Here is a 23,405-nt window from a genome sequence, read left to right on the forward strand (position 1 = left end):
GGGCCGACGGCGGCGTCCAACCTGAAGTGTCTATGCCGCCGACACCACTTGCTGAAGACCTTCTGGGGCGGCGGGAACGGTTGGCGGGATCAACAACTCGATGACGGCACCATTGTGTGGACCGCACCCGACGGCCGCACCCACGTCACCACACCGAGCAGCCGACTACTGTTCCCCGAACTGTCCCAGCCCACCAGAACCGTTCAGGTGAGCGGCGTTCCAGCACGCCACGCGTCGGGCCTGACCATGCCGCGCCGCAAGACCACCCGCGCCCAAGACCGCGCCAGACGCGTCGCCGACGAGCGGGAAGTCAATCGCGTCCTGGACCACGATCCGTGACCCTGCTACGCAGGATCGAGCCGGAACACGGCCAATGTGCCTGCCAGCAACTCGAATTCATCGGGGGTGCCGTCGGTGACGAGGCCGCTGCGCCTGGCGAACCGGACTCCCACTGGGACTTTCCGGGCGAACGCTCTCAGCACCGGGCGAGAGTCGGCGGGGCTCACTTCGACGATCCGCACCAGGCGGCACCGCCGTCCCCGGCTCAGCGTGCCGCTTCCCGCTGCGCGGGCATTGGCCGCCCAGTCCGCACCTGGATACCCGGCGACGGTGTACAGCCCCCCGGCATGCTCGAACGGTGTCATCGGGGTGCTTCGAGGCTGGCCGGACTTGCGACCAGGGACCGTGAGCACCGCGGACGGTCCGACGGACACACCGAGCTTCTGCACGGCGACCATCACCTTGTTCACGGGCTTGAGCCACCGTGGGGGCCTCATTCCTGACATCGGCGTTCCCTTCCTCGTCGTCGACGACGGTCCTCAACGTCGTCTGCAACCAAGGACGGTTCACCCCGCCGAAGAGTTACCACGATCTGCTGTAACTTTTCTCGTCGCCGGTTCGTCCTACACGTATGAGCCCACCGTCGTCCGGCGACCGCGCGATCGCCGCCGCATGGCGCGCACACCGCCCCCACCTGGTGAACCTGGCATATCAGATGTTGCACGACGTCGGTGAGGCCGAAGACGTCGCGCAGGAGGCGTTCCTCCGGTTGTCCGGCGTAGGCCTCGACGAGATCGACGACGTCCGCGGTTGGCTGACGGTGGTGGCGGGACGCCTCTGTCTCGATCAATTGCGTTCGGCTCGTGTGCGTTTGGTGAGCAAGATGTCGCCCGCCGAGGAGGCGCGCCTGGTGCCGGTCGACCACACCGACGACCCCGCGGACCACGTCACCCTCGACGACGAGGTCAGCTCCGCGTTGCTGGAGGTGCTCCGGCGCCTCAGTCCCGCCGAGCGGGTGGCGTTCATCTTGCACGACGTGTTCGCGGTTCCATTCGACGACATCGCCGAGAGCGTCGGCAGGCCCGTGGGCACGTGCCGGCAGCTCGCCCGGCGGGCACGCATGAAGTTCAGCACCGCCGCTGCCCGGCCGGTCGACGTTGCCGCAGGCGAACACCGGCGGGTCACCGAGGCCTTCATCACCGCCTGCGCCAACGGTGACGTGTCCGCGCTGACGTCGCTGCTGGACACCTCGGTGTGGGGCGTGGGTACCGTGTTGGCCCACCCGGCGCCAGTGCCTCAGGTGAACCACGGGCCGGACGACGTCGTCGCAAACCTGTTGCGTCACCTCGGTTCTCGGGCAACATTGGTGTTCGGGCCGCCCGGGGAGGACGTCGTGCTCGCGTTCGATCGTGGTCGGCTGTTTGCGGTGATCGTGCTGACCATCCGCGACGGGCTGGTGACGAAGATCGAGGCCACCGCCGATCCGTCGGCCCGCCAGACGTGACGACGGGGCGGCCCAGGCCGAAGCCCGGACCGCCCCGTCGGCGGAACGTCGTTACTTACATCGCCGGGGGAGCCGGCGGCATCAGAACGGTGTCGATCATGTAGACCGTGGCGTTGGCGGTCTGTACGCCACCGCACACCAGGCCGGCGTCGTTGACCTTGAGGTCCGAGCCCATGCCGGTCACGGTGACCTCGCCGCCCTCGACGGTCTTGTGGGTGCCGACGACCTGCTCGGGGCTCAGCCTGCCCGGAACCACGTGGTAGGTCAGGATGCTGGTCAGCAGCGGCGCGTCGACCTTGAGCTTGTCGATGGTCGCCGGATCGATCTTCTTGAACGCGTCGTCGGTCGGAGCGAACACCGTGAACTCACCACTGTTCAGCGTGTCCACCAGGTTCACCTGCGGGTTGAGCTTGCCCGACAGCGCCGCGGTCAGCGTGGTCAGCATCGGGTTGTTCGACGCCGCGACCGCGACGGGATCCATCGACATGCCTTGCACCGAACCGGGTCCGGTGGGAACTTCCTGCGCGTAGGCGGCACAGCTGTTGCCGACGAGTCCCTCTGCCGGCGCTGCCTGGGCGACGCCGGTGGAGGCCAGCAACCCGGCCACGGCCAGCGCCGCGATCGAGGTGCCGGTGACGGCCTTCATGGTCTTCTCAGTGAGTTTCATGCGATTCAACTTTCTTCGTTGGGTTTACTTGGCCGGGGGCATCAGGACGCTGTCGACCATGTAGACGGTCGCGTTGGCGGTCTTGACGCCACCACACACGAGTCCGGCCTGGTCGAACTTCAGGCCCTCGCCCGCACCGGTCACGGTGACCTCGCCACCCTCGACCGTCTTGTGCTTGCCGGCGACCTGCTCGGGGCTCAGCTGACCCGGGATCACGTGGTAGGTCAGGATGCTGGTCAGCAACGGCGCGTCGGTCTTCAGCTTCTCGAGGGTCGCGGCGTCGATCTTGGCGAACGCGTCGTCGGTCGGTGCGATCACGGTGAACTCGCCACCGTTGAGGGTGTCGACGAGGTTCACGCCGGGGTTGAGCTTGCCGGAGAGCGCCGAGGTCAGCGTGGTGAGCATCGGGTTGTTCGACGCCGCGGTGGCGACGGGATCCTTGGCCATGCCCGCGACGGAGCCGGCGCCCTCGGGGACCTGCTGGGCGTACGCGGCGCAGCCGGTGCCGACCAGACCCGCGGCGGGGTCGGCCGCGGCAGTCATGGGAGCGCTCGACGACGAGCTGCTCATCACGCTGGAGGACATGCTGCTGGCGCCGCTGGAGACGGAACTGGCGGTCGAGCTGGCTTCGTCCTTCGAGCACGCGGCGGTGCCCATGACGGCCACGGCGGTCAGGCCTAGCGCAGCAATCGCCTTGCGGTGTGCTGAGTTCATGACGTGATCACTCCAATGTGTCAGGGACGGCTCGTGCCGCCGTCCTCATGGGGTCTTCGCGGTGACGGTGATCACGGATGGGAGGTGGACTGGCCCGTCATACCCGCGTCACATTCGGGTTGCACCTTCGTCACGGATGGGCCGACGCGGCACAATGGAGCCGTGAACTCGGATCGCGTGCGCGTACTCGTACTTGGCAGCACCGGTTCCATCGGTACGCAGGCCCTCGAGGTGATTGCCGCCAACCCCGATCGGTTCGAGGTCGTCGGCCTGGCTGCCCGCGGCGGCACTCCGGATCTGCTGGCCCGCCAGCGCGCCGAGACCGGCGTGACCAACGTTGCGGTGGCCTCCGCCCAGGCCGCCGAGCAACTCGGGGACGTCACCTACGTCGGCGACGACGCGGCCACCCGCCTCGTCGAGAACACCGAGGCCGACGTCGTACTCAACGCACTCGTCGGAGCGCTGGGTTTGCGCCCGACCTTGGCCGCCCTCGAATCGGGTGCCCGGCTGGCGCTGGCCAACAAGGAGTCGTTGATCGCCGGCGGCCCGCTGGTGTTGAAGGCTGCCGCACCCGGGCAGATCGTGCCCGTGGACTCCGAGCACTCCGCCCTGGCGCAGTGTCTCCGCGGCGGTACCGCCGACGAGGTCGCCCGGCTGGTGCTTACGGCGTCGGGTGGACCGTTCCGCGGCTGGCCGGCCGCCGACCTGGAAGGCGTCACGCCCGAGCAGGCCGGGGCGCATCCCACGTGGTCGATGGGTCCGATGAACACGCTCAACTCGGCGTCGCTGGTGAACAAGGGCCTCGAGCTGATCGAGACCCACCTCCTGTTCGGCGTGCCCTACGACCGCATCGACGTCGTGGTCCATCCGCAGTCGATCGTGCACTCGATGGTCACCTTCGTCGACGGTTCGACCATCGCCCAGGCGAGTCCCCCCGACATGAAGCTGCCGATCGCCCTGGCGCTGGGGTGGCCGGCGCGTGTCCCCGGAGCAGCGCCGGCGTGTGACTTCACCACGGCCTCCACCTGGTCGTTCGAACCGCTGGACGACGCGGTCTTTCCGGCCGTGGCGCTTGCGCGCGAGGCGGGCACCCGGGGTGGTTGCCTGACCGCGGTCTACAACGCCGCCAACGAAGAGGCGGCGGAGGCGTTCCTCGCCGGGCGCATCCGATTCCCCGCCATCGTCGGAATCGTGGCCGAGGTGCTGCGCGCTGCCGACCAGTGGTCGGCGGAACCGGCTACCGTGGACGACGTACTCGCCGCGCAGGACTGGGCCAGGGCCACGGCCGGCGTCGCGGTGACCAGGGCAGCACAGGAGGTCGTAGCAACCAGATGATGTTCGCACTGGGCATTGTGCTGTTCGCACTGGCCATCCTGGTCTCGGTGGCCCTGCACGAATGTGGCCACATGTGGGTGGCGCGCGCCACCGGAATGAAGGTGCGTCGCTACTTCGTCGGCTTCGGACCCACGGTCTGGTCGACGAAGCGACGCAACCGGATCGGCTACACCGAGTACGGCCTCAAGGCGGTTCCGCTGGGCGGCTTCTGCGACATCGCGGGCATGACGTCGGTGGAGGAATTGGCGCCCGAGGACCGGCCGTACGCCATGTTCCGCCAGAAGGTGTGGAAGCGGGTCGCGGTGCTCTTCGCGGGTCCTGCGATGAACTTCGCCATCGGCCTGGTCCTGCTCTACGCCATCGCGGTGGTGTGGGGACTGCCCAATCTGCACCCGCCGACGGCCGCCATCGTGGGCGAGACCTCGTGCGTGTCGTCCGAGGTCACCAAGGGCAAGCTGGGCGACTGCACCGGACCCGGTCCCGCGGCGATGGCGGGCATCAAGGCCGGTGACACGGTCGTCAAGGTCGGCGACACCGACGTGAACACCTTCGAGCAGATGGTCGCCGCCGTGCGCAAGCTGAACGCGCCGACGCCGTTCGTGGTGCAACGCACCGAGAACGGCCGGACCGAGGAGTTCACCACCACGGTCGACGTCACCAAGGCCCAGCGCTGGACCAAGGAGGGCAACGGCGCTCCCACGCAGGTCGGTGCCGTCGGCATCGCCGGCGCTCAATTCGGTCCCACGCAGTACAACCCGCTCTCGGCGGTGCCGGGCACGGTCGCGTTCACCGGCGACCTGATGGTCGAGCTCGGCAAGTCGCTAGCCAAGATCCCCACCAAGATCGGGGCGCTGTGGACGTCCATCGGCGGTGGTGAGCGCGATCCGGAGACGCCCATCAGCGTCGTCGGCGCGAGCATCATCGGTGGCGACACCGTCGACGCCGGACTGTGGGTGGCGTTCTGGTTCTTCCTGGCTCAGCTGAACTTCGTCCTCGGCGCGATCAACCTGCTGCCGTTGCTGCCATTCGACGGCGGCCACATCGCGATTGCCGTCTACGAGAAGGTCCGCAATATGATTCGTGCGGCACGCGGCAAGGTCGCCGGCGCGCCCGTGAACTACCTCAAGCTGATGCCCGCCACCTACGTCGTGCTCGTCATCGTCGGCGGCTACATGCTGCTGACCGTGACCGCAGACCTGGTCAACCCGATCAGGCTGTTCCAATAGCCCTGAGAAAGAAGTCATCATGACCGTCGGTCTGGGATTGCCGGTACCGCCCCCGCCGACGCTGGCCCCTCGTCGCAAGACGCGCCAGCTGATGGTGGGCGACGTGGGCGTCGGCAGCGACTACCCGATCTCGGTGCAGTCGATGTGCACCACCAAGACCCACGACATCAACGCGACGCTGCAGCAGATCGCCGAGCTGACGGCGTCGGGGTGTGACATCGTCCGGGTGGCCTGCCCCAGGCAGGAGGACGCCGACGCGCTGCCGATCATCGCCAAGAAGGCGAACATCCCGGTCATCGCGGACATCCACTTCCAGCCGAAGTACATCTTCGCCGCCATCGACGCCGGATGTGCCGCGGTTCGGGTGAACCCCGGCAACATCAAGGAGTTCGACGGGCGGGTCGCGGAGGTCGCCAAGGCCGCCGGTGCGGCGGGCATCCCGATCCGCATCGGCGTCAACGCGGGCTCGCTCGATCCGCGGCTCATGAAGAAGTACGGCAGGGCGACGCCGGAGGCGCTGGTCGAGTCGGCGTTGTGGGAGGCGTCGCTGTTCGAGGAGCACGGCTTCGGCAACATCAAGATCAGTGTCAAGCACAACGATCCGGTCGTCATGGTCGCGGCCTACGAGCAGCTCGCCGAGCGGTGCGACTATCCGCTGCACCTCGGCGTCACCGAGGCTGGGCCGGCGTTCCAGGGCACCATCAAGTCGGCCGTGGCCTTCGGCGCGTTGCTGGCCAAGGGCATCGGCGACACCATCCGGGTCTCGTTGTCGGCGCCTCCGGTGGAGGAGATCAAGGTCGGCAACCAGATCCTCGAGTCGCTCAACCTACGTCCGCGCGGGCTGGAGATCGTGTCCTGCCCGTCGTGTGGGCGGGCTCAGGTCGACGTGTACACGCTGGCCAACGAGGTGTCGGCGGGCCTGGAGGGCATGGACATTCCGTTGCGCGTGGCGGTGATGGGCTGCGTGGTCAACGGCCCCGGTGAGGCCCGTGAGGCCGACCTCGGCGTCGCCTCCGGCAATGGCAAGGGCCAGATCTTCGTCAAGGGCGAAGTGATCAAGACGGTGCCCGAGCAGATGATCGTCGAGACGCTCATCGAGGAGGCGATGAAGATCGCCGCCGAGATGGATCCCGCACGTGGATCAGACGTCAGCGGCGCGCCCGTTGTGACCGTAAGCTGAACCTGACCCTGTGAGCAGGGTCACCACCGTCGGCTCGTAGAAGGTCCAGATGTCCGCTCCTCCACTGTTTCGCATCGCCGACGAGCGACGCGTCACGGTGGTGCGTGACGCCACGATGGTGCGGCGCGTGCTGGACGAGGATCCCGTCGGTTCCTGCATGGTCGCGTCCAGGGTGGCCGACCACGGGGTGGACCCAACGTCGATCGGCGGCGAGATGTGGACGCGCCGCCGACCCAGTGATTCGCTGTGCTTCGCCGGTGCGAACTTGATCCCGCTGCGGGGTGAGGTCGACGACCTCGTCGCCTTCGCCGACAAGGCCACGAGCACACCCCGTCGTTGTTCGTCACTGGTCGGCCGCACCGAGCTCGTCATGCCGATGTGGCACCGCCTCGAGCGGGCCTGGGGGCCGGCGCGTGACGTCCGGGATCACCAACCGCTGATGGCTCTCTCCACCGCGCCGCAGTGCCCGGTCGACCCGCAGGTGCGCCCGGTGCGCATCGAGGAGCTCGACGCCTATCTGGTGGCGGCCATCGACATGTTCATCGGGGAGGTGGGCGTCGACCCCCGGATGGGCGACGGCGGTCGCGGCTACCGACGGCGGGTGGCCGGACTCATCACCGCGGGCCGGGCCTGGGCCCGCTTCGAACACGGTCAGGTGGTGTTCAAGGCCGAGGTCGGGTCCCAGTCGCCCGCCGTCGGTCAAATCCAGGGCGTCTGGGTGCATCCCGATTGGCGTGGCCGTGGGCTCGGGGTGGCCGGCACCGCGGCGTTGGCTCGCGCGGTCGTCCGTGGCGGCCGCACCGCCAGCCTCTACGTCAACGGGTACAACACGATCGCCCGGGCCACCTACGCCCGCATCGGCTTCACCGAGGTGGGCACCTTCGCCACCGTGCTGCTCGACTGATCACGGGGACATCCCCCGTCAATCACGATCCGATCTCGGTGCGCCTCCGGGGGTTGGGCCCCGACGGCTTCTAACATCAGCCTCAATGGCAACACGAACCTCATCCGCATCACGGGTCACCGGTCTCCTCTCGGTTCTGGTGGTCATGGCGGCGGCCGGCGGTCTCAGCGGCTGCACGCCGCGGCCCAACGGACCCGAACCGGTGGCGACGGCGTTCTTCACCGCGCTCGCCACGGGTGACACCGGCGCGGCCGCCGACCTCAGCGACCACCCCGCGCAGGCGCGGGCGGCCCTCAACGAAGCCTGGGCCGGCCTGCAGGCGACCAAGCTCGACGCGCAGATCCTCGGCTCGAAGTACGCCGAGGACACCGGCAGCGTCGCCTACCGGTACACGTGGCACCTGCCGAAGAAGCGCACGTGGACCTACGACGGAACACTGAACATGGTCCGCGACGAGGGGCGCTGGGAAGTCCGTTGGAGCGCAACGGGTTTGCATCCGAACCTCGGCGAGAACCAGACGCTCGCACTACGTTCGGACGCCCCGCCGCGCGCGTCGGTCAACGAACGCGGCGGCAGCGACGTGCTTCGGCCTGGGTTCCTCTACAACTACTCCCTCGACGCGAAGGCCGCCGGCGGGAACCTGATGCCGACGGCCAGGATCGTCGCCGACACGCTCCGCCGCTTCGATCCGACCATGGACGCCCAGCGGCTCGCCGAGACGGCAAGCTCGTCGGCCAGCCCCCTGAACCTCATCACGCTGCGCCAGTCCGACCGCGACGCGGTGGCGCCGGCGATCGGCAGCCTCCCCGGGGTCGTCATCACGCCGCACGCCGAACTGCTGGCCGTCGACGACAAATTCGCCCCCGACATCATCGGCCAGGTCAAGAAAGCGGTGTCCGACGATCTCGACGGTCAGGCCGGCTGGCGCGTGGTCAGCGTCAACCAGAATGGTGCCGACGTCGACGTTCTGAACGAAACGCCCGGTGCGCCAGCGCCTTCGGTGACCATCAGCCTCGACCGGTCGGTTCAGAACGCCGCCCAGGACGCCGTCGACATGGTGGGCAGGAAGGCCATGATCGTCGCGATCAAGCCGTCGACCGGCGAGATCCTGGCCGTCGCCCAGAACTCCGCCGCCGACGCCGACGGGCCCACGGCCACCACGGGCCTGTACCCGCCGGGGTCGACGTTCAAGATCATCACCGCGGGTGCGGCGATCGATCGCGACATGGCAACGCCCAACACCCTTTTGGGATGCCCCGGCCACATCGACATCGGGCAGCGGACCATTCCCAACTACGGCGGATTCGACCTGGGCACCGTGCCGATGTCGCGTGCCTTCGCCAACTCGTGCAACACGACCTTCGCCGAGCTGGCCAGCCGGATGCCGCCGCGGGGTCTGACGACCGCCGCCGCGCAGTACGGCATCGGGACCGACTACGTCGTCGACGGAATCCCGACCGTCACCGGGACGGTCCCCCCGACGGTCAACCTCACCGAGCGCACGGAGGACGGCTTCGGTCAGGGCCGGGTCCTCGTCAGCCCCTTCGGCATGGCGCTCGCCGCGGCCACGGTCGCCGCGGGCAAGACCCCGGTGCCGCAGCTGATCGAGGGCAGGCACACCGAGGTTTCCGGTGACACCCCGACCATCACGCCGAAGATGGTCGACGGCCTGCGACCGATGATGCAACTGGTCGTGACCAACGGCACGGCCAAGGAACTCAACGGCAGCGGCGACGTCCGCGGCAAGACGGGGGAGGCCGAATTCGACGGTGGCTCGCACGCCTGGTTCGCCGGCTACCGGGGTGACCTCGCGTTCGCGGCCCTCATCGTCGGCGGCGGCAGCTCCGAGTATGCCGTGCGGATGTGCAAGGACATGCTCGGCGAGCTGCCCCCCGACTACCTGGCCTGAGTAGCCTGGTCTGCGGAAGGGACGGCCAGTGACCACTAGCAGCAGCTCCGACATGGGCGGCGAGATGCCTGCAGTGCTTCGCATCTCCGACGCCGATCGCAACGGCACGTTGCGCCGCCTGCACAACGCGGTGGCGCTCGGGCTCATAGACATCGACGAGTTCGAGGAGCGGTCGTCCGCGGTCTCGCAGGCCCGCCTGCACTCCGAACTCGCCGCGCTCGTCGAGGATCTCCCGGGCCCCGGTGCGATCGTCACGACGGCCACCGACCGCGTCGAACTCCGGGGAGTGCTCGGCTCGCTAAAGCGGCAGGGCGAGTGGATCGTGCCGACCCGGTTGTCCCTGGTGCGGCGCATGGGATCGGTCGACCTGGACCTCACCAGGGCGCGGTTCGCCGGACCGATCGTCGTGATCGAACTCGACATGAAGTTCGGCTCGGTCGACATCCGGCTGCCCGACGGGGCCAGCGCGTCGATCGACGACGTCGAAGTCGTCGTCGGCAGCGCCCGCGACCATCGCAAGGACGCCCCCGCGGAGGGTTCGCCGCACGTCATCCTGACCGGCCGCACCGTGTGCGGTTCCGTCGACGTCCGCGGACCGCGAAAGTCGCTGTTCGGCAGGGGTTAGATACGCTGGAAGCATGCCCGTTCGCACCGCCCTCCGCCCCGGTGAGCTGTCCCCGACGCTGCCGGTGCCCAAGTCGATCCCGCGTCCCGAGTACGCCTGGAAGCCCACCGTCGCCGAGGGCTCCGAACCGTGGGTTCAGACGCCCGAGGTGATCGAACGGATGCGCGTCGCGGGACGCATCGCGGCGAACGCGCTCGCCGAGGCGGGCAAGGCGGTCGTCCCCGGCGTCACCACCGACGAATTGGACCGCATCGCCCACGAGTACATGGTCGACCACGGCGCGTACCCGTCGACGCTGGGCTACAAGGGCTTTCCCAAGTCCTGCTGCACGTCGCTGAACGAGGTCATCTGCCATGGCATCCCCGACTCGACGGTCGTCCAGGACGGCGACATCGTCAACATCGACGTGACGGCCTACCTCGACGGCGTGCACGGCGACACCAACGCCACCTTCCTCGCCGGTGAGGTGTCCGAGGAGCACCGGCTGCTGGTCGAGCGCACCCACGAGGCGACCATGCGCGCGATCAAGGCGGTCAAGCCGGGCCGGCAGCTGTCGGTCGTCGGCCGCGTCATCGAGGCCTACGCACACCGGTTCGGCTACCACGTCGTCCGTGACTTCACCGGCCACGGCATCGGCACCACCTTCCACAACGGGCTGGTGGTCCTGCACTACGACCAACCGGCGGTCGACACCGTCCTCGAACCGGGCATGACGTTCACCATCGAGCCCATGATCAACCTCGGCTCACTGGACTACGAGATCTGGGATGACGGCTGGACGGTCGCCACGGTGGACAAGAAGTGGACCGCGCAGTTCGAGCACACCCTGGTGGTCACCGACGACGGGGCCGAGATCCTGACACTCCCGGAGTGAGCGGCGCGCTCCTGGTCGCGGGCACCACCTCCGACGCCGGCAAGTCTACGGTCGTCGCCGGTCTCTGTCGGCTGTTGGCGCGCAAGGGTATTCGCGTCGCACCGTTCAAGGCGCAGAACATGTCCAACAACTCGGCCGTGACCGTCGAGGGCGGCGAGATCGGCCGCGCCCAGGCCATGCAGGCGCGCGCGGCGGGCCTCGAGCCCAGCGTGCGATTCAACCCCGTCCTGCTCAAACCGGGCGGGGACCGAACCTCGCAACTGGTGGTGATGGGTCGAGTCGCCGGCACGGTCGCCGCGGGGGACTACTTCCAGCACCGGGACATGCTCACCAAGGTGGTCAACGACGAACTGGCTTCTCTGCGAGCCGAATTCGACGTCGTCATCTGCGAAGGAGCCGGATCGCCCGCCGAGATCAACCTGCGCGCAACCGATCTGGCCAACATGGGCTTGGCCCGGGCGGCGAATCTGCCGGTGCTGGTGGTCGGGGACGTCGACCGGGGCGGGGTGTTGGCGCACTTCTTCGGCACCGTGGCGGTCCTGGAACCCGACGACCAACGGCTCATCGCCGGGTTCGTGGTCAACAAGTTCCGCGGTGACCCCGCCCTGCTGGCACCCGGCCTGGACCAGCTCGAGCGGCTGTCCGGGCGGCCCACCTACGGCGTCGTCCCCTACGACGACGGACTGTGGCTCGACGCGGAGGACTCGCTGTCGGTGCAAGCCCACCGGATCGTGGGAATTCCCGCCCGGGCGCGGGGCGCCGACACACTGCGCGTGGCGGCGGTCCGGTTGCCGCGCATCTCCAACTCGACCGACGTCGAGGCGCTGGCGTGCGAACCCGGCGTGGTGGTTCGGTGGGTCACCGACGTCGCCGACCTGGCCGACGCCGACGTCGTCGTCCTGCCCGGCAGCAAGGCGACGGTGGCGGATCTGGCGTGGCTCCGCGAGCGCGGTCTCGCCGACGGCGTCCTCGCGCATGCGGCGTCCGGGCGCGCCGTGGTGGGCATCTGCGGCGGGTTCCAGATGCTCTGCCGGACCGTCGACGACCCGGTCGAGTCGGGCCGGGGACGCGTCGACGGCCTGGGCCTGCTCGACGCCGACGTGGTCTTCGCGCCGGACAAGACCCTGAAGCTGTGGTCGAAGCCGTTGCGCGGGTACGAGATTCACCACGGTCAGGTGGCTCGGACGTCCGAGGAGCCGTGGCTCGACGTCGGCATTCGACGCGGCGCCGTGTACGGCACCCACTGGCACGGGCTGTTCGACAACGACGACGTGCGGCGCCGGTGGCTGACCGACGCCGCCGTGGCGGCCGACCGGCGCGGGTTCGTCGTCGCCGACGACGTGGACGTGACCGGTCGCCGGGACGCCCAACTCGACGCGATGGCCGACCTGCTGGCCGAACATCTCGACGTCGACGCGGTGTTGGACCTGGTCGACCGCGGTGCACCGGCCCGGCCCGTGATCACCTCGCACCTCGAGCGCCGCTGAGTAACCTTCAAGGATGGCAGTGACGTCGAAGCTCGCCGTCCTCGTGGCCAGCGTGGTCGTGGTCCTGACCAGCTGTGCCGTCAAGGGCACGCCGACGTGGCCGGGCGCGCGGCTGAACGCCAGCCTGCTGACCGCCGAGGACTTCCCGTCCGGTGTCCGGTTCGATCGCGTGGCCGAGCAACCCGGCCAGCCCGACGGAGCGGACCGACCGCCGGCGATGGACTCCGAACCCGAGGGCTGCGCCGACGGGTTGACCCGGGACATCGCGGCGTCGGCCGAACGGGGTCCCGGAAGCTCGGCGAAGTACGGCGTGACCTACGACGGCGCCCGGATCGTGATGACGGTGCTGACGGACGGCTTGGACCTGCGTCGGCTCGAGGCGACCGCGACACGGTGCAAGCTGTACCTGACCTACTTCGACAGGGACTCGCAGCCGATCCTGATGACCACCACCAAGATGAGCTCACCGCGCCCGCAGTCGCTGACCTATCGGCAGACCATGCAGTTGCGGGGCACCGAGAGCAGCGTGTACTTCACGTTCGAGAACATCGGCGAATGGGGAATGTTCGGCATCGCGTTCCCCACGCCCGATCCCACCATCTCGGTCAAAGGTTCGCTGCCGCAAACGTTTCTGGACGTCACTGCCAAGCAGGCGCAGCGGCTGGGCCAACGCTGAGCGCGTTGGATTGCAAGCCGGTGAAAACCGGCACCCAAGCCGAGCGGCCCCTGTAGCGTGGCGCAATGCCATCGACCGTGCTCACCGTCGACGGGTTTCCGGCGACGGTCGACGTATCGGGCCCCGACAAGGGCTCCGTCGTCGTCCTGCTGGGGGCCACTCATCAAGGGCCCGCGGCGTACGACGCGATCTGTCAGCGCCTGCACACCGCGTCGCTGCGGACTGTCGTCATCGCACCCGACCCGAGGCTCAGCGCCAAGTCCGTCGTCGGGATCCTCGACTCCGTCGGGGTGCGCTGGGCGCTTCTGGTGGGCGACCGAATCGGGGGGGAGCTCGCCTGGGAGTTGGCCGCCACCCGGCTGGACCGCTTCATCGGGTTGGTCGTCGTCGACCGCGGCCATCCGCGCGTGCCCGACCAGGCGGGCGAGGTGCGCGACGAGCACTGCCCACCCGTGGAGGTGAACACCACCGCGCTGGTCAGTTCGCCCGCGGCCCGCACCGTGGCGAAGGCCAGCCAGCGCTACGTCTACGGCGACTACCGCATCGTGGAACTGCTCGGTCGCCGCAACGCCCAGGAGTCCACGGCGCAACTCGCCGCCGAGATCGTGCTGCGCACCAGCACCTGGTGACCTGCTCGCCGACCCGTTGTCGGCGGACTTCTCTATCCTCGGTCCATGGTGCCGCCGCTCGGCCTCGTCCTCAACATCGGTGAGCTGGTCGCCGAGTTCGGTTCGGCGACGGTCAGCCGCGGCACCAGGTATGCCGATCTCGGCCGGGTCAGCGACACCGACTGGATCGAGGACGACCTCGAGCTGACCGGTCTCTGTTCGGGTTCGGACGGCCACCGGTACCGCGTCGCGGCCGGGTTCCAGCGCTCCGGCGACGACCTGCGGCTCGCCTGGGCCGAGTGCTCCTGCCCGGTGGGGGTCTACTGCAAGCACGCCGTCGCCCTGCTGCTGACCGCGTCGAGCAACCACGAGTCACCCGCGCTCGCCGTCGACCGATGGCGCACCGTGCTGACCAAGATGCTCGACGAGCTGGCCCCGCCGGGCACCCAGAACGCCGCGCCGATGGGGCTGGAATTCTCGGTCTCGCCGCCGACTCGCTATCGCCCGCGCGCGGAGGTCGCGCTGCGACCCGTCACCGTCGGCAAGCGCGGCACCTGGATCAGGACCGGGGTCAACTGGCAACGCCTGTCCTACCACGCCGCCGCCGGCGAGTTCGACCGCGCCCAGTACGACACCCTGCGCGCGCTCGTCAGCGACGCGCAGCGGTCTGGGATCGTACCGATCAACGACGTGATGACCATTTCCCGAGTGCCCGTTGGCTTTTGGGCACGGTTGACCGACGCGTTGGACGCCGGGGTCACCATCGTCGCCCATGGCGGCAGTGGCCTGACGGGCGTCGACCTGGTCAAGAGCGCACAGCTGCGGCTCGACTTCGTCTCCGACGACGTGGGTGGGGCGGCGATGTCGGTCGCCATGGTCGTCGACGGCGAACGCTGTCCGACCGACGGCGTCGGCCTCATCGGGTCGCCGGTGCCCCACGGGATGTACACGATCGTCGACGGGGTCCTGCGGCTGGGCCGGTTCGACCCGGTGCCCGCCCGCACGGCACTGGACCTCGTCCTCCGCAACGAAGTCGTCCGCATTCCCCCCGAGATGGTCCCGGAGTTCTCGTTGGACGTCCTTCCCCGGTTGGTCGACGTCACGCCGGTGGACGTGGAGGAGGGGCTCTTCACGCCGCCGACGATCAGCGGGCCGACGCCGGTGCTGACGCTGACCTCGACGCCCAGTGGGGTGCGGGCGCAGTGGAGCACCCGCTATCTGGTCAACGACCGCCACCACGAGTTCGAGCCCGAATCCCTGGCGTTGCGCACGGGCTATCGGAACGCCGAGGCCGAGACCCTGATGTGGGACGTGGTGACTCCCGCGCTGAGGGCCGTCGCCGCCGCGGCGCGAACCTGGAAGCAGCAGGCCGCGCACCACCTCCGGCAGCTGACGAAGCGGACCATCTCCGCGGCGCTGGTCGACGAGATGACGTCCGTAGCCAGGTCCGACGGTGCCGACGGTGCGGCCGCGGCCGCGGCCTCGTCACCGTCGACCCTGCGCTCGGGGGTCGACCTCACCCTCCCCGAGGCGGCGGTCCTGGTTGGCGAGCTCCTGCCTGCCCTGGAGTGTCGAGACGCCTTCACCGTGGAGGTGCACCTCGGCGTACCGGACTTCCGTCCGGCCGAGAGCGCCCCGCAGCTGCGATTCGGCAGCGACGACGACGTGCCGGTGCGCAACGACTGGTTCGACCTGGGCATCACGCTGACGATCGACGGCCAAGAGGTGCCCATCGCCTCGGTCATCGCCGAATTGGCCACGGGCGCAACGCACATGCTTCTGCCCAACGGTGTCTACTTCCGGCTCGACACCCCGGAACTCCAACGCCTACGAGAGCTGATCGAGGAGGCCCGCGCACTCGGTGAGATCGAGGGCGACAGGGTGAACGCCGGCTCCCACAACGTCACCCTGTGGGAGGAACTGCTGGCCCTCGGCGTGGTCGACGAGCAATTGGTCGCGTGGCAGCAGAGCCTCACCTCGAGGACGGCCGCGCGGCCACCCGCACCAGTCGACGTGCCGGCGGGACTGCACGCCACGCTGCGCGACTACCAGCGGGACGGTCTGAACTGGCTGTCGTTTCTGTGGGACAACCAGCTGGGCGGGGTGTTGGCCGACGACATGGGGCTCGGCAAGACCGTGCAGACCCTCGCGCTCATCGCCCGCGTCGCCGAGCAGGGCCCGCGACGGTTCCTGGTGGTTGCGCCGACGAGCGTCGTCACCAACTGGGTTGCCGAGTGCGGACGGTTCACCCCCGGCCTGACGGCGTTGGCGGTCACCAGCACCGAGGCCAGGTCGGGCACCTCGCTGGCGGAGCGCGCGGCGGGCGTCGACGTCGTCGTCACCTCCTATGCCATCCTGCGCATCGACTTCGAGGCCTACGCCGACATCGAGTGGGCGGGCGTCATTCTCGACGAGGCGCAATTCGTCAAGAACCACAACAGCAAGACCCACCAGTGCGTGCGTCGGCTGGACGCCCGCTTCAAACTCGCGATCACCGGCACGCCGATGGAGAACAACCTGATGGAGTTGTGGGCGCTGCTGTCGATCACCGCCCCGGGGCTGTTCCCGTCGCCGGCGGTGTTCACCCAACACTTCCGCAAGCCCGTCGAATCCGGGACCAACCCCGAGCGGCTGGCCGTGCTGCGCCGGCGGATCAAACCGATGATGCTGCGGCGCACCAAGGCTCAGGTCGCGGGCGAGCTCCCGCCGAAGCAGGAGCAGCTCCTCGCGCTCGACCTCGGTCCCAAGCACCGACGGATCTACGACACGCACATGGCGCGGGAGCGTCAGAAGGTCCTCGGGCTGCTGGGCGACTGGGAGAAGAACCGGTTCCAAATCTTCCGGTCGCTGACCCTGCTGCGTCAGCTGAGCCTCCACGTGGGCTTGGTCGACGAGTCGAAGATGGACGTCTCGGCCGCCAAGGTCGACTTCCTGGTCGAGCAGCTGCCGGAGCTGGTCGCCGAGGGGCACAGCGCGCTGGTGTTCAGCCAGTTCACCGGCTTCCTCGCCATCCTGCGAAGCCATCTCGACGCGATCGGGGTGCGCTACAGCCATTTGGACGGTTCGTCGAGTTCGCAGCAGCGCGACGCCGCGATCGCCGACTTCCGGTCGGGCCGCAACCAGGTGTTCCTCATCAGCCTGAAGGCGGGCGGCTTCGGGCTCAACCTCACCGAAGCCGACTACTGCTTCATCTGCGACCCGTGGTGGAACCCCGCCGCCGAGGCGCAGGCCGTCGACCGGACGCATCGCATCGGTCAGACGCGTCCGGTCACCGTCTACCGCCTGGTCTCGGAGGGCACCATCGAGGAGAAGGTCGTGACGCTCCAGGAACGCAAGCGCGAACTGTTCGCCGCCGTCGTCGACGACGGCGACGTCTTCGGTTCGGCCATCACTGATTCCGACGTCCGGGAGCTGTTCGGGTAACGCGCGAGGATCAGGTCAGGTCGAGTTCCTCGGCGACCGTCGTCACCTGCTTGATCGGCCCGGTGAACCACTTCTTCACCGACACGTGCCAGTAGACGAACAGCAGGATCAGCACGCCGCCGACGAGCAACGGGGTGTAGTTGACGAACTTCCACTCGAAGCTCGGGTCCCACGGCATGCCGCCCATCGAGGTCGGGAACATGGCGATGATCGAGGTGACGACGATCTCGACGAGCGCGACCGGCGCCATCCACTTGTGGTGGCCGCGCAGATTCCACTTGCCCACGGGGAACGAGTCGCCGGCCTTCCAGCGGTAGTAGATCGGCACCGCGAAGCAGAGGTACAGGCCGACGACGCCGATGGACACCACGGCGAAGAACGCGACCGGGACGGGTGCGCCGTTGATGTCGACCTGGACGAGGGCGGGCAGCGTGATGATGGCCGCGATGACGGCGGTGACGATCACGCCGTTGGCCGGAATCTTGTTCTTGCTGACCTTGGACCACAGCTGGTGTCCGGGCACCGCGCGGTCGCGGCTGAACGCGAAGAGCATCCGGGAGGAGCTGGTTTGGCAGGCGGTGGTGCAGAACAGCTGACCGGCGGTCGAGATCAGCAGCACGACGCCCACCCACGGCGAGCTCATCGCCTGGCTGAAGATCACCGCGACCGCACCACCACCGGCGGACACCGCGTCGGAGTCGTTGACGGCGAACAGGAAGGTGAGCAGCAGGATCCAGCCGCCGATGGCGGAGTAGAAGATGGAGCGCCAAATGCCCTTGGCTGCACCGTCGGCCGCGCTCTTGGTCTCCTCCGAGAGGTGCGCGGAGGCGTCGTAGCCGGTGATCGTGTACTGGGTGAGGATCGCCGAGATCGGCAGCACGAAGAAGAGCCAGCCGACGCCGGAGGTGGCGCCGCCGAACATGCCGGTGTTGTTGATGGTCTTGGCGAACACGTCGGACAGGCTGGCGTGCTGTGTGGGTACCACGATGAGGATGACGATGACGATGGTCGCGCCGGCCACGTGCCACCAGACCGAGATGTTGTTGATGACGGCCAGCAGGTGTGAGGAGAAGATGTTGACGGTCGCGGACAGCGCCAGGATGACGAGAAAGATGACGAAGACCCTCGTCAGGCTGTAGCCGGCCAGCCACGTCTCACTGAACGTGCCGAGGGTGAGGTCGAGGAACGTCGCCGCGCCGTAGGCCACCGACGCGAGGATGGCGATGAGGCCGATCAGGTTGAGCCAGCCGGTGTAGAAGCCGGCCTTGGCGCCGCCGAGTTTGCTTGCCCACCAGTAGATGCCGCCGGAGGTGGGGTAGGCCGAGACCAGCTCGGACATGCACAGCCCGATGATGAGGATGAACACCGACACGATGGGCCAGCCCCAGGCGATGGCGGCGGGGCCACCGTTGTTCCACCCGAGGCCGAACGAGGTGAAGCAGCCCGCCAGGATCGAGATGATCGAAAACGAGATGGCGAAGTTGCTGAAGCTGGACCAGGAGCGGTTCAGCTCCTGGGTGTAGCCGAGTGATGCGAGGTGCTTTTCGTCGTCGGACAGTTCTTCGTGACCCTCTGGCACGGTAGTTCTCCTTCTTGGGGCAGCGCACGAGAGCGCTCACTGAGTAGGGACAATAGATCCGCAATGGTCTGGTGTCCTACCTTTGGCAGTGACGGTTGTGTAAATCTATGACCGAAATGCGCGGTGAACCGGATCCAATGGTTGACTCTGACCCATGTTCGTCGGTTTCGAGAGGCGGGGCACGTGACGTTGGAGCTCTCCGAGTTGAAGAAGATGGTCACCGAGGGAGACGTCGACACCGTCATCGTCGCCTTCACCGACATGCAGGGCCGGTTGACCGGCAAACGGATCTCGGCGCGGCTGTTCGTCGACGACGTGATCGCGCACGGCGCCGAGTGCTGCAACTACCTGCTGGCCGTCGACGTCGACATGAACACCGTCGACGGATACAAGATGTCGAGCTGGGAAGCCGGCTACGGCGACATGGTGATGACGCCGGACTTCTCCACGCTGAGACGGATTCCCTGGCTGCCGGCCACCGCGCTGGTGATGGCCGACCTCGGGTGGCACGACGGCTCGCCGGTGCGCCCGTCGCCGCGCGGGATTCTGCGCGCGCAGCTCGACCGACTGGCGCAGCGGGGGATGGACGCGGTGGCGGCCACCGAACTCGAGTTCATCGTGTTCGACGACTCCTACCGCGAGGCGTGGGCCAAGGGCTACACCAGGCTGACCGCCGCGACCGACTACAACATCGACTACAACATGCTGGCGTCCACGCGAATGGAGCCGTTGCTCCGCGACATTCGCAACGGCATGGAGGGTGCGGGCCTCTACTGCGAGGGCGTCAAGGGTGAATGCAACCTGGGCCAGCAGGAGATCGGCTTTCGCTACGACGACGCGCTGGTCACCTGCGACAACCACACGATCTACAAGAACGGCGCCAAGGAAATCGCCGACCAGCACGGCAAGAGCCTGACCTTCATGGCGAAGTTCGACGAGCGAGAGGGCAACAGCTGCCACATCCACCTGTCCTTCCGCGGCACGGATGGTTCTCCGGTGTTCTCCGACGACGACGACCCGTTGGGGATGTCGCCGATGTTCCGCAGCTTCCTGGCGGGCCAACTCGCCACGCTGCGCGAGTTGACGTTGTTCTACGCACCGAACGTCAACTCCTACAAGCGCTTCGTCGACGGCAGCTTCGCCCCGACCGCCGTCGCGTGGGGCCTGGACAACCGCACCTGCGCGCTGCGGGTGGTCGGTCACGGGCACGGGATGCGGATGGAGTGTCGCGCGCCCGGCGGTGACGTCAACCAGTATCTGGCCGTCGCGGCGCTGATCGCCGGTGGATTGCACGGCATCGACCAGCAGCTCGAGCTGCCCGAGCCGTGCGCCGGCAACGCGTATACCAGTGGCGCCGAACGACTTCCGACCACGCTCGCCGAGGCGGCCGAACTGTTCGAGGGTTCGACCGTCGCCCGCGAGGCGTTCGGCGACGACGTCGTCGAGCACTACCTCAACAATGCCCGGATCGAATTGAAGGCGTTCAATTCGGCGGTGACCGACTGGGAGAGGCGCCGTGGCTTCGAACGGCTCTAGGCCTGCAGTCGGGCTGACGACGTACCTTCAGCAGGCCCAGACGGGGGTCTGGGACGTGCGGGCGAGCTTCCTGCCCGCCGTCTACGTCGAGGGCGTCACCTCCGCCGGCGGCATCGCCATGCTCCTTCCGCCGCAGCCGGCCGACGACGCCGTCGTCGACCGCGTGTTGGACGGTCTGGACGGTGTGGTGATCACCGGCGGACGCGACGTCGACCCGGCCCGATACGGTCAGCAACCCCACGCGAGCACCGACGAGCCGGCGCTGGACCGCGACGCCTGGGAATTCGCCCTGGTGCGAGGGGCTTTGGCGCGCGAGTTGCCGGTGCTCGGCATTTGCCGCGGTGCACAGGTGCTCAACGTCGCGCTGGGGGGCACCCTGCACCAGCATCTGCCCGACGTGGTCGGGCATTACCAACATCAGCTCGGCAACGCGGTGTTCAGCACCTCGAAGATCCAGACGGTGCCGGGAACCCGGCTCGCCGCGCTGATCGGCACGACCACCGACGCCCAGTGCTACCACCATCAGGCCATCGCCGAACTCGGCGCCGGGCTGATGGCGAGCGCGTGGGATCCCGACGGGGTGGTCGAAGCCGTCGAGATACCCGGCGACACATTCGTTCTGGCCGTTCAGTGGCACCCGGAGGAACGGCTCGACGACCTGCGGCTGTTCGCCGGCGTCGTCGAGGCGGCCGCGGAGTACGCATCGAAGAAGCACTCAACGTTGGAGAGGAATAGCGCGTGAGCACGTCCACACTGATCAACCCGGCGACGGAGGAGGTGCTGCGCACCGTCGAGATGCTCGACGTCCCGGAAGTCGACGACGCGGTGGCGCGCGCGAAGTCCGCCCAGAAGCAGTGGGCCAAGCTCGCTCCCGCCGAGCGGGCGGCCGCGCTGCGTTCGTTCGCCGCGCAGGTCGACGCCCACGTCGACGAGTTGGCGGCGCTGGAGGTGGCCAACTCCGGCCACGTGATCGGCAACGCCGAGTGGGAGGCGGGCCACGTCCGCGACGTCCTGCAGTTCTACTCCGCCAGCCCGGAACGCATGTCCGGCAAGCAGATTCCGGTCGCTGGCGGGCTCGACGTCACGTTCAACGAGCCGCTCGGCGTGGTCGCGGTGATCGCACCGTGGAACTTCCCGATGACCATCGCGTCGTGGGGTTTCGTGCCGGCCCTGGCCGCAGGCAATGCCGTGCTGGTCAAACCGGCCGAGATCACCCCGCTCACGACGATGCGGCTGGCGGAACTGGGCCGCGAGGCGGGCCTGCCCGACGGGCTCTTCCAGGTGCTGCCCGGCAAGGGCTCGGTCGTGGGGGAACGGTTCATCAGCCACCCGGATGTCCGCAAGATCGTCTTCACCGGCTCCACCGAGGTGGGCGTGAAGGTGATGGCGGGCGCCGCGCAACAGGTGAAGCGGGTGACCCTCGAGCTCGGTGGCAAGAGCGCCAACATCGTCTTCGACGACTGCGACCTGGAGAAGGCCGCCGCCACCGCGCCGTACGGGGTGTTCGACAACGCCGGCCAGGACTGCTGCGCACGCAGCCGAATCCTGGTGCAACGCAACGTCTACGACCGGTTCATGGAACTCCTCGAGCCTGCCGTCAAGGGGGTCGTCGTCGGCGATCCGACGTCCCGGGACAGCGAGATGGGTCCGCTGGTGTCGCGGCCGCACTTCGACACGGTGTCGTCGTACGTCCCCGACGGTGCGCCGGTGGCTTTCCGTGGCTCGGCTCCCACGGGACCCGGATACTGGTTCCCCCCAACGGTTCTCACCCCTCAGCGCTCCGACCGCACGGTGACCGAGGAGATCTTCGGACCCGTCGTCACCGTGCTGCCGTTCGACGACGAGGCCGACGCGATCGAGCTCGCCAACGACAGCCCGTACGGCCTGTCCGGCTCCATCTGGACCGACAACCTGTCGCGGGCGATGCGGGTCTCGCGCGGGGTGGAGTCCGGCAACCTGTCGGTGAACTCGCACTCGTCGGTCCGCTACAACACGCCGTTCGGCGGCTTCAAGCAGTCGGGACTCGGGCGCGAGCTCGGGCCCGACGCTCCTCTGCACTTCACCGAAACCAAGAACGTCTTCTTTGCGATTGGAGAGCTCTAGATGGATCTGACCCAGCGGCTGGCAGGCAAGGTCGCCGTCATCACCGGCGGTGCCAGCGGTATCGGTCTCGCGACGGCCAAGCGGATGCGGGCCGAGGGCGCGACGATCGTGATCGGTGACATCGACCCCAACACCGGCAAGAGCGTCGCAGGCGACCTCAACGGCACCTTCGTCCAGGTCGACGTCTCCGACCAGGCGGCCGTGGACAACCTGTTCGACACCGCCGCCGACACCCACGGCTCGGTCGACATCGCGTTCAACAACGCAGGCATCAGCCCGCCGGAGGACGACCTCATCGAGGTCACCGGCATCGACGCCTGGGACCGCGTGCAGGACATCAACCTCAAGTCGGTGTTCTTCTGCTGCAAGGCGGCGCTGCGGCACATGGTCCCGGCGCAGAAGGGGTCGATCGTCAACACCGCGTCGTTCGTCGCGGTGAACGGGTCGGCGACCTCCCAGATCTCCTACACGGCGTCCAAGGGCGGCGTACTCGCGATGTCGCGGGAGCTCGGGATCCAGTACGCGCGCCAGGGGATCCGGGTCAACGCGCTGTGCCCCGGCCCGGTGAACACCCCGCTGCTGCAGGAGCTGTTCGCCAAGGACCCGGAGCGCGCGGCGCGCCGGCTGATCCACGTGCCGATGGGCCGGTTCGCCGAGCCCGACGAGCTGGCCGCCGCCGTCACGTTCCTCGCCAGTGACGACGCGTCGTTCATCACCGGGTCGACGTTCCTCGTCGACGGCGGCATCACCGGCCACTACGTCACGCCGCTGTAGGT

Annotated in this window: 21 protein-coding genes; 17 read left to right on the plus strand and 4 right to left on the minus strand. The window is 68.3% G+C overall.

Annotated elements, in window-relative coordinates:
* The first annotated feature begins 48 nt into the window (after positions 1–48).
* Positions 49–339, plus strand: a complete 291-nt coding sequence (locus tag H7J06_RS32335; RefSeq protein ID WP_308205720.1) for a hypothetical protein — start codon at positions 49–51, stop codon at positions 337–339.
* Positions 340–344: 5 nt separating this feature from the next.
* Here the strand turns inward: H7J06_RS32335 and H7J06_RS07315 are convergent, their stop codons facing one another.
* Positions 345–785: a nitroreductase family deazaflavin-dependent oxidoreductase gene (locus tag H7J06_RS07315; protein WP_264038026.1), complete on the minus strand. Its 441-nt coding sequence runs from the start codon at positions 783–785 to the stop codon at positions 345–347.
* A gap of 125 nt (positions 786–910) precedes the next feature.
* Between H7J06_RS07315 and sigI the strand changes: the two genes are divergently transcribed.
* The gene (gene sigI, locus H7J06_RS07320; RefSeq protein ID WP_264038027.1) at positions 911–1,783 is read left to right on the plus strand and encodes an RNA polymerase sigma factor SigI; all 873 of its coding nucleotides are present in this window, start codon (positions 911–913) and stop codon (positions 1,781–1,783) included.
* Positions 1,784–1,838: 55 nt separating this feature from the next.
* Here the strand turns inward: sigI and H7J06_RS07325 are convergent, their stop codons facing one another.
* Together H7J06_RS07325 and H7J06_RS07330 are read right to left on the minus strand one after the other, a co-directional pair.
* Entirely contained in the window at positions 1,839–2,450 is a 612-nt protein-coding gene (locus H7J06_RS07325; protein WP_372515255.1) for a fasciclin domain-containing protein, read from the minus strand.
* Between the two features lie 24 nt (positions 2,451–2,474).
* Positions 2,475–3,164 (minus strand): fasciclin domain-containing protein, encoded by a 690-nt coding sequence (locus H7J06_RS07330; RefSeq protein ID WP_264038028.1) that lies wholly within the window; start codon positions 3,162–3,164, stop codon positions 2,475–2,477.
* A 162-nt stretch (positions 3,165–3,326) separates the two neighbouring features.
* On the opposite strand from H7J06_RS07330, the gene dxr reads away from it, so the two are divergent.
* The 11 genes from dxr to H7J06_RS07385 all read left to right on the plus strand — a co-directional run bounded on the left by dxr (position 3,327) and on the right by H7J06_RS07385 (position 17,411).
* Complete coding sequence (gene dxr, locus H7J06_RS07335) at positions 3,327–4,499, plus strand: 1-deoxy-D-xylulose-5-phosphate reductoisomerase (RefSeq protein ID WP_264038029.1); 1,173 nt, start codon at positions 3,327–3,329, stop codon at positions 4,497–4,499.
* Positions 4,496–5,725, plus strand: coding sequence for a M50 family metallopeptidase (locus tag H7J06_RS07340; protein ID WP_264038030.1), 1,230 nt, complete (start codon positions 4,496–4,498; stop codon positions 5,723–5,725). Before dxr ends, H7J06_RS07340 begins: the two co-directional genes overlap by 4 nt.
* Before the next feature lie 19 nt (positions 5,726–5,744).
* On the plus strand, positions 5,745–6,905 hold the full coding sequence (ispG, locus tag H7J06_RS07345) for a flavodoxin-dependent (E)-4-hydroxy-3-methylbut-2-enyl-diphosphate synthase (RefSeq protein ID WP_264038032.1): 1,161 nt from the start codon (positions 5,745–5,747) through the stop codon (positions 6,903–6,905).
* A 49-nt stretch (positions 6,906–6,954) separates the two neighbouring features.
* Positions 6,955–7,809 carry a GNAT family N-acetyltransferase gene (locus H7J06_RS07350; protein WP_264038033.1) on the plus strand — a complete coding sequence of 285 codons (855 nt, stop codon included), beginning with the start codon at positions 6,955–6,957 and terminating at the stop codon, positions 7,807–7,809.
* 85 nt (positions 7,810–7,894) lie between these two features.
* Entirely contained in the window at positions 7,895–9,718 is a 1,824-nt protein-coding gene (locus H7J06_RS07355) for a penicillin-binding transpeptidase domain-containing protein (RefSeq protein WP_264038034.1), read from the plus strand.
* Between the two features lie 52 nt (positions 9,719–9,770).
* The gene (locus tag H7J06_RS07360) at positions 9,771–10,343 is read left to right on the plus strand and encodes a DUF1707 SHOCT-like domain-containing protein (RefSeq protein ID WP_264038093.1); all 573 of its coding nucleotides are present in this window, start codon (positions 9,771–9,773) and stop codon (positions 10,341–10,343) included.
* 13 nt (positions 10,344–10,356) lie between these two features.
* Positions 10,357–11,217, plus strand: a complete 861-nt coding sequence (map, locus tag H7J06_RS07365) for a type I methionyl aminopeptidase (protein ID WP_264038035.1) — start codon at positions 10,357–10,359, stop codon at positions 11,215–11,217.
* Complete coding sequence (locus tag H7J06_RS07370) at positions 11,214–12,704, plus strand: cobyric acid synthase (protein ID WP_264038036.1); 1,491 nt, start codon at positions 11,214–11,216, stop codon at positions 12,702–12,704. The genes map and H7J06_RS07370 overlap by 4 nt, the downstream gene beginning before the upstream one ends.
* A 13-nt stretch (positions 12,705–12,717) precedes the next feature.
* The gene (locus H7J06_RS07375; protein WP_264038037.1) at positions 12,718–13,380 is read left to right on the plus strand and encodes a hypothetical protein; all 663 of its coding nucleotides are present in this window, start codon (positions 12,718–12,720) and stop codon (positions 13,378–13,380) included.
* A 65-nt stretch (positions 13,381–13,445) separates the two neighbouring features.
* Positions 13,446–14,009 (plus strand): alpha/beta fold hydrolase, encoded by a 564-nt coding sequence (locus tag H7J06_RS07380; RefSeq protein WP_264038038.1) that lies wholly within the window; start codon positions 13,446–13,448, stop codon positions 14,007–14,009.
* 45 nt (positions 14,010–14,054) lie between these two features.
* On the plus strand, positions 14,055–17,411 hold the full coding sequence (locus H7J06_RS07385) for a DEAD/DEAH box helicase (RefSeq protein ID WP_264038040.1): 3,357 nt from the start codon (positions 14,055–14,057) through the stop codon (positions 17,409–17,411).
* 10 nt (positions 17,412–17,421) lie between these two features.
* On the opposite strand, the gene H7J06_RS07390 is transcribed toward H7J06_RS07385, so the two are convergent.
* A complete protein-coding gene (locus tag H7J06_RS07390; RefSeq protein ID WP_264038041.1) occupies positions 17,422–18,990 on the minus strand; it encodes an amino acid permease in 1,569 nt (522 codons plus the stop codon).
* Between the two features lie 213 nt (positions 18,991–19,203).
* Between H7J06_RS07390 and H7J06_RS07395 the strand changes: the two genes are divergently transcribed.
* From H7J06_RS07395 to H7J06_RS07410, 4 genes are read left to right on the plus strand one after another with little or no spacing between them, the layout of a single operon-like run.
* Positions 19,204–20,526, plus strand: a complete 1,323-nt coding sequence (locus H7J06_RS07395; RefSeq protein WP_264038094.1) for a glutamine synthetase family protein — start codon at positions 19,204–19,206, stop codon at positions 20,524–20,526.
* Positions 20,507–21,268 (plus strand): gamma-glutamyl-gamma-aminobutyrate hydrolase family protein, encoded by a 762-nt coding sequence (locus H7J06_RS07400; protein WP_264038042.1) that lies wholly within the window; start codon positions 20,507–20,509, stop codon positions 21,266–21,268. The genes H7J06_RS07395 and H7J06_RS07400 overlap by 20 nt, the downstream gene beginning before the upstream one ends.
* Positions 21,265–22,629 carry an aldehyde dehydrogenase family protein gene (locus H7J06_RS07405; RefSeq protein ID WP_264038043.1) on the plus strand — a complete coding sequence of 455 codons (1,365 nt, stop codon included), beginning with the start codon at positions 21,265–21,267 and terminating at the stop codon, positions 22,627–22,629. Before H7J06_RS07400 ends, H7J06_RS07405 begins: the two co-directional genes overlap by 4 nt.
* Positions 22,630–23,403, plus strand: coding sequence for a 3-oxoacyl-ACP reductase (locus H7J06_RS07410; RefSeq protein WP_264038044.1), 774 nt, complete (start codon positions 22,630–22,632; stop codon positions 23,401–23,403).
* The last annotated feature ends 2 nt before the right edge of the window (positions 23,404–23,405 follow it).

Origin of the sequence: Mycolicibacterium hodleri, from assembly GCF_025822245.1 — a bacterium.
Lineage (GTDB): Bacteria > Actinomycetota > Actinomycetes > Mycobacteriales > Mycobacteriaceae > Mycobacterium > Mycobacterium hodleri.

What these genes read in the sequence shown, in the direction of transcription:
- H7J06_RS07395 (WP_264038094.1), top strand. Translation starts at nt 19,204, where the DNA reads ATGGTCACCGAGGGAGACGTCGACACCGTCATCGTCGCCTTCACCGAC.
- H7J06_RS07340 (WP_264038030.1), top strand. Translation starts at nt 4,496, where the DNA reads ATGATGTTCGCACTGGGCATTGTGCTGTTCGCACTGGCCATCCTGGTC.
- H7J06_RS07355 (WP_264038034.1), top strand. Translation starts at nt 7,895, where the DNA reads ATGGCAACACGAACCTCATCCGCATCACGGGTCACCGGTCTCCTCTCG.
- H7J06_RS07375 (WP_264038037.1), top strand. Translation starts at nt 12,718, where the DNA reads ATGGCAGTGACGTCGAAGCTCGCCGTCCTCGTGGCCAGCGTGGTCGTG.
- H7J06_RS07350 (WP_264038033.1), top strand. Translation starts at nt 6,955, where the DNA reads ATGTCCGCTCCTCCACTGTTTCGCATCGCCGACGAGCGACGCGTCACG.
- H7J06_RS07360 (WP_264038093.1), top strand. Translation starts at nt 9,771, where the DNA reads ATGGGCGGCGAGATGCCTGCAGTGCTTCGCATCTCCGACGCCGATCGC.
- H7J06_RS07380 (WP_264038038.1), top strand. Translation starts at nt 13,446, where the DNA reads ATGCCATCGACCGTGCTCACCGTCGACGGGTTTCCGGCGACGGTCGAC.
- ispG (WP_264038032.1), top strand. Translation starts at nt 5,745, where the DNA reads ATGACCGTCGGTCTGGGATTGCCGGTACCGCCCCCGCCGACGCTGGCC.
- H7J06_RS07330 (WP_264038028.1), bottom strand. Translation starts at nt 3,164, where the DNA reads ATGAACTCAGCACACCGCAAGGCGATTGCTGCGCTAGGCCTGACCGCC.
- map (WP_264038035.1), top strand. Translation starts at nt 10,357, where the DNA reads ATGCCCGTTCGCACCGCCCTCCGCCCCGGTGAGCTGTCCCCGACGCTG.
- H7J06_RS07385 (WP_264038040.1), top strand. Translation starts at nt 14,055, where the DNA reads ATGGTGCCGCCGCTCGGCCTCGTCCTCAACATCGGTGAGCTGGTCGCC.
- sigI (WP_264038027.1), top strand. Translation starts at nt 911, where the DNA reads ATGAGCCCACCGTCGTCCGGCGACCGCGCGATCGCCGCCGCATGGCGC.
- H7J06_RS07410 (WP_264038044.1), top strand. Translation starts at nt 22,630, where the DNA reads ATGGATCTGACCCAGCGGCTGGCAGGCAAGGTCGCCGTCATCACCGGC.
- H7J06_RS07315 (WP_264038026.1), bottom strand. Translation starts at nt 785, where the DNA reads ATGTCAGGAATGAGGCCCCCACGGTGGCTCAAGCCCGTGAACAAGGTG.
- H7J06_RS07325 (WP_372515255.1), bottom strand. Translation starts at nt 2,450, where the DNA reads ATGAAACTCACTGAGAAGACCATGAAGGCCGTCACCGGCACCTCGATC.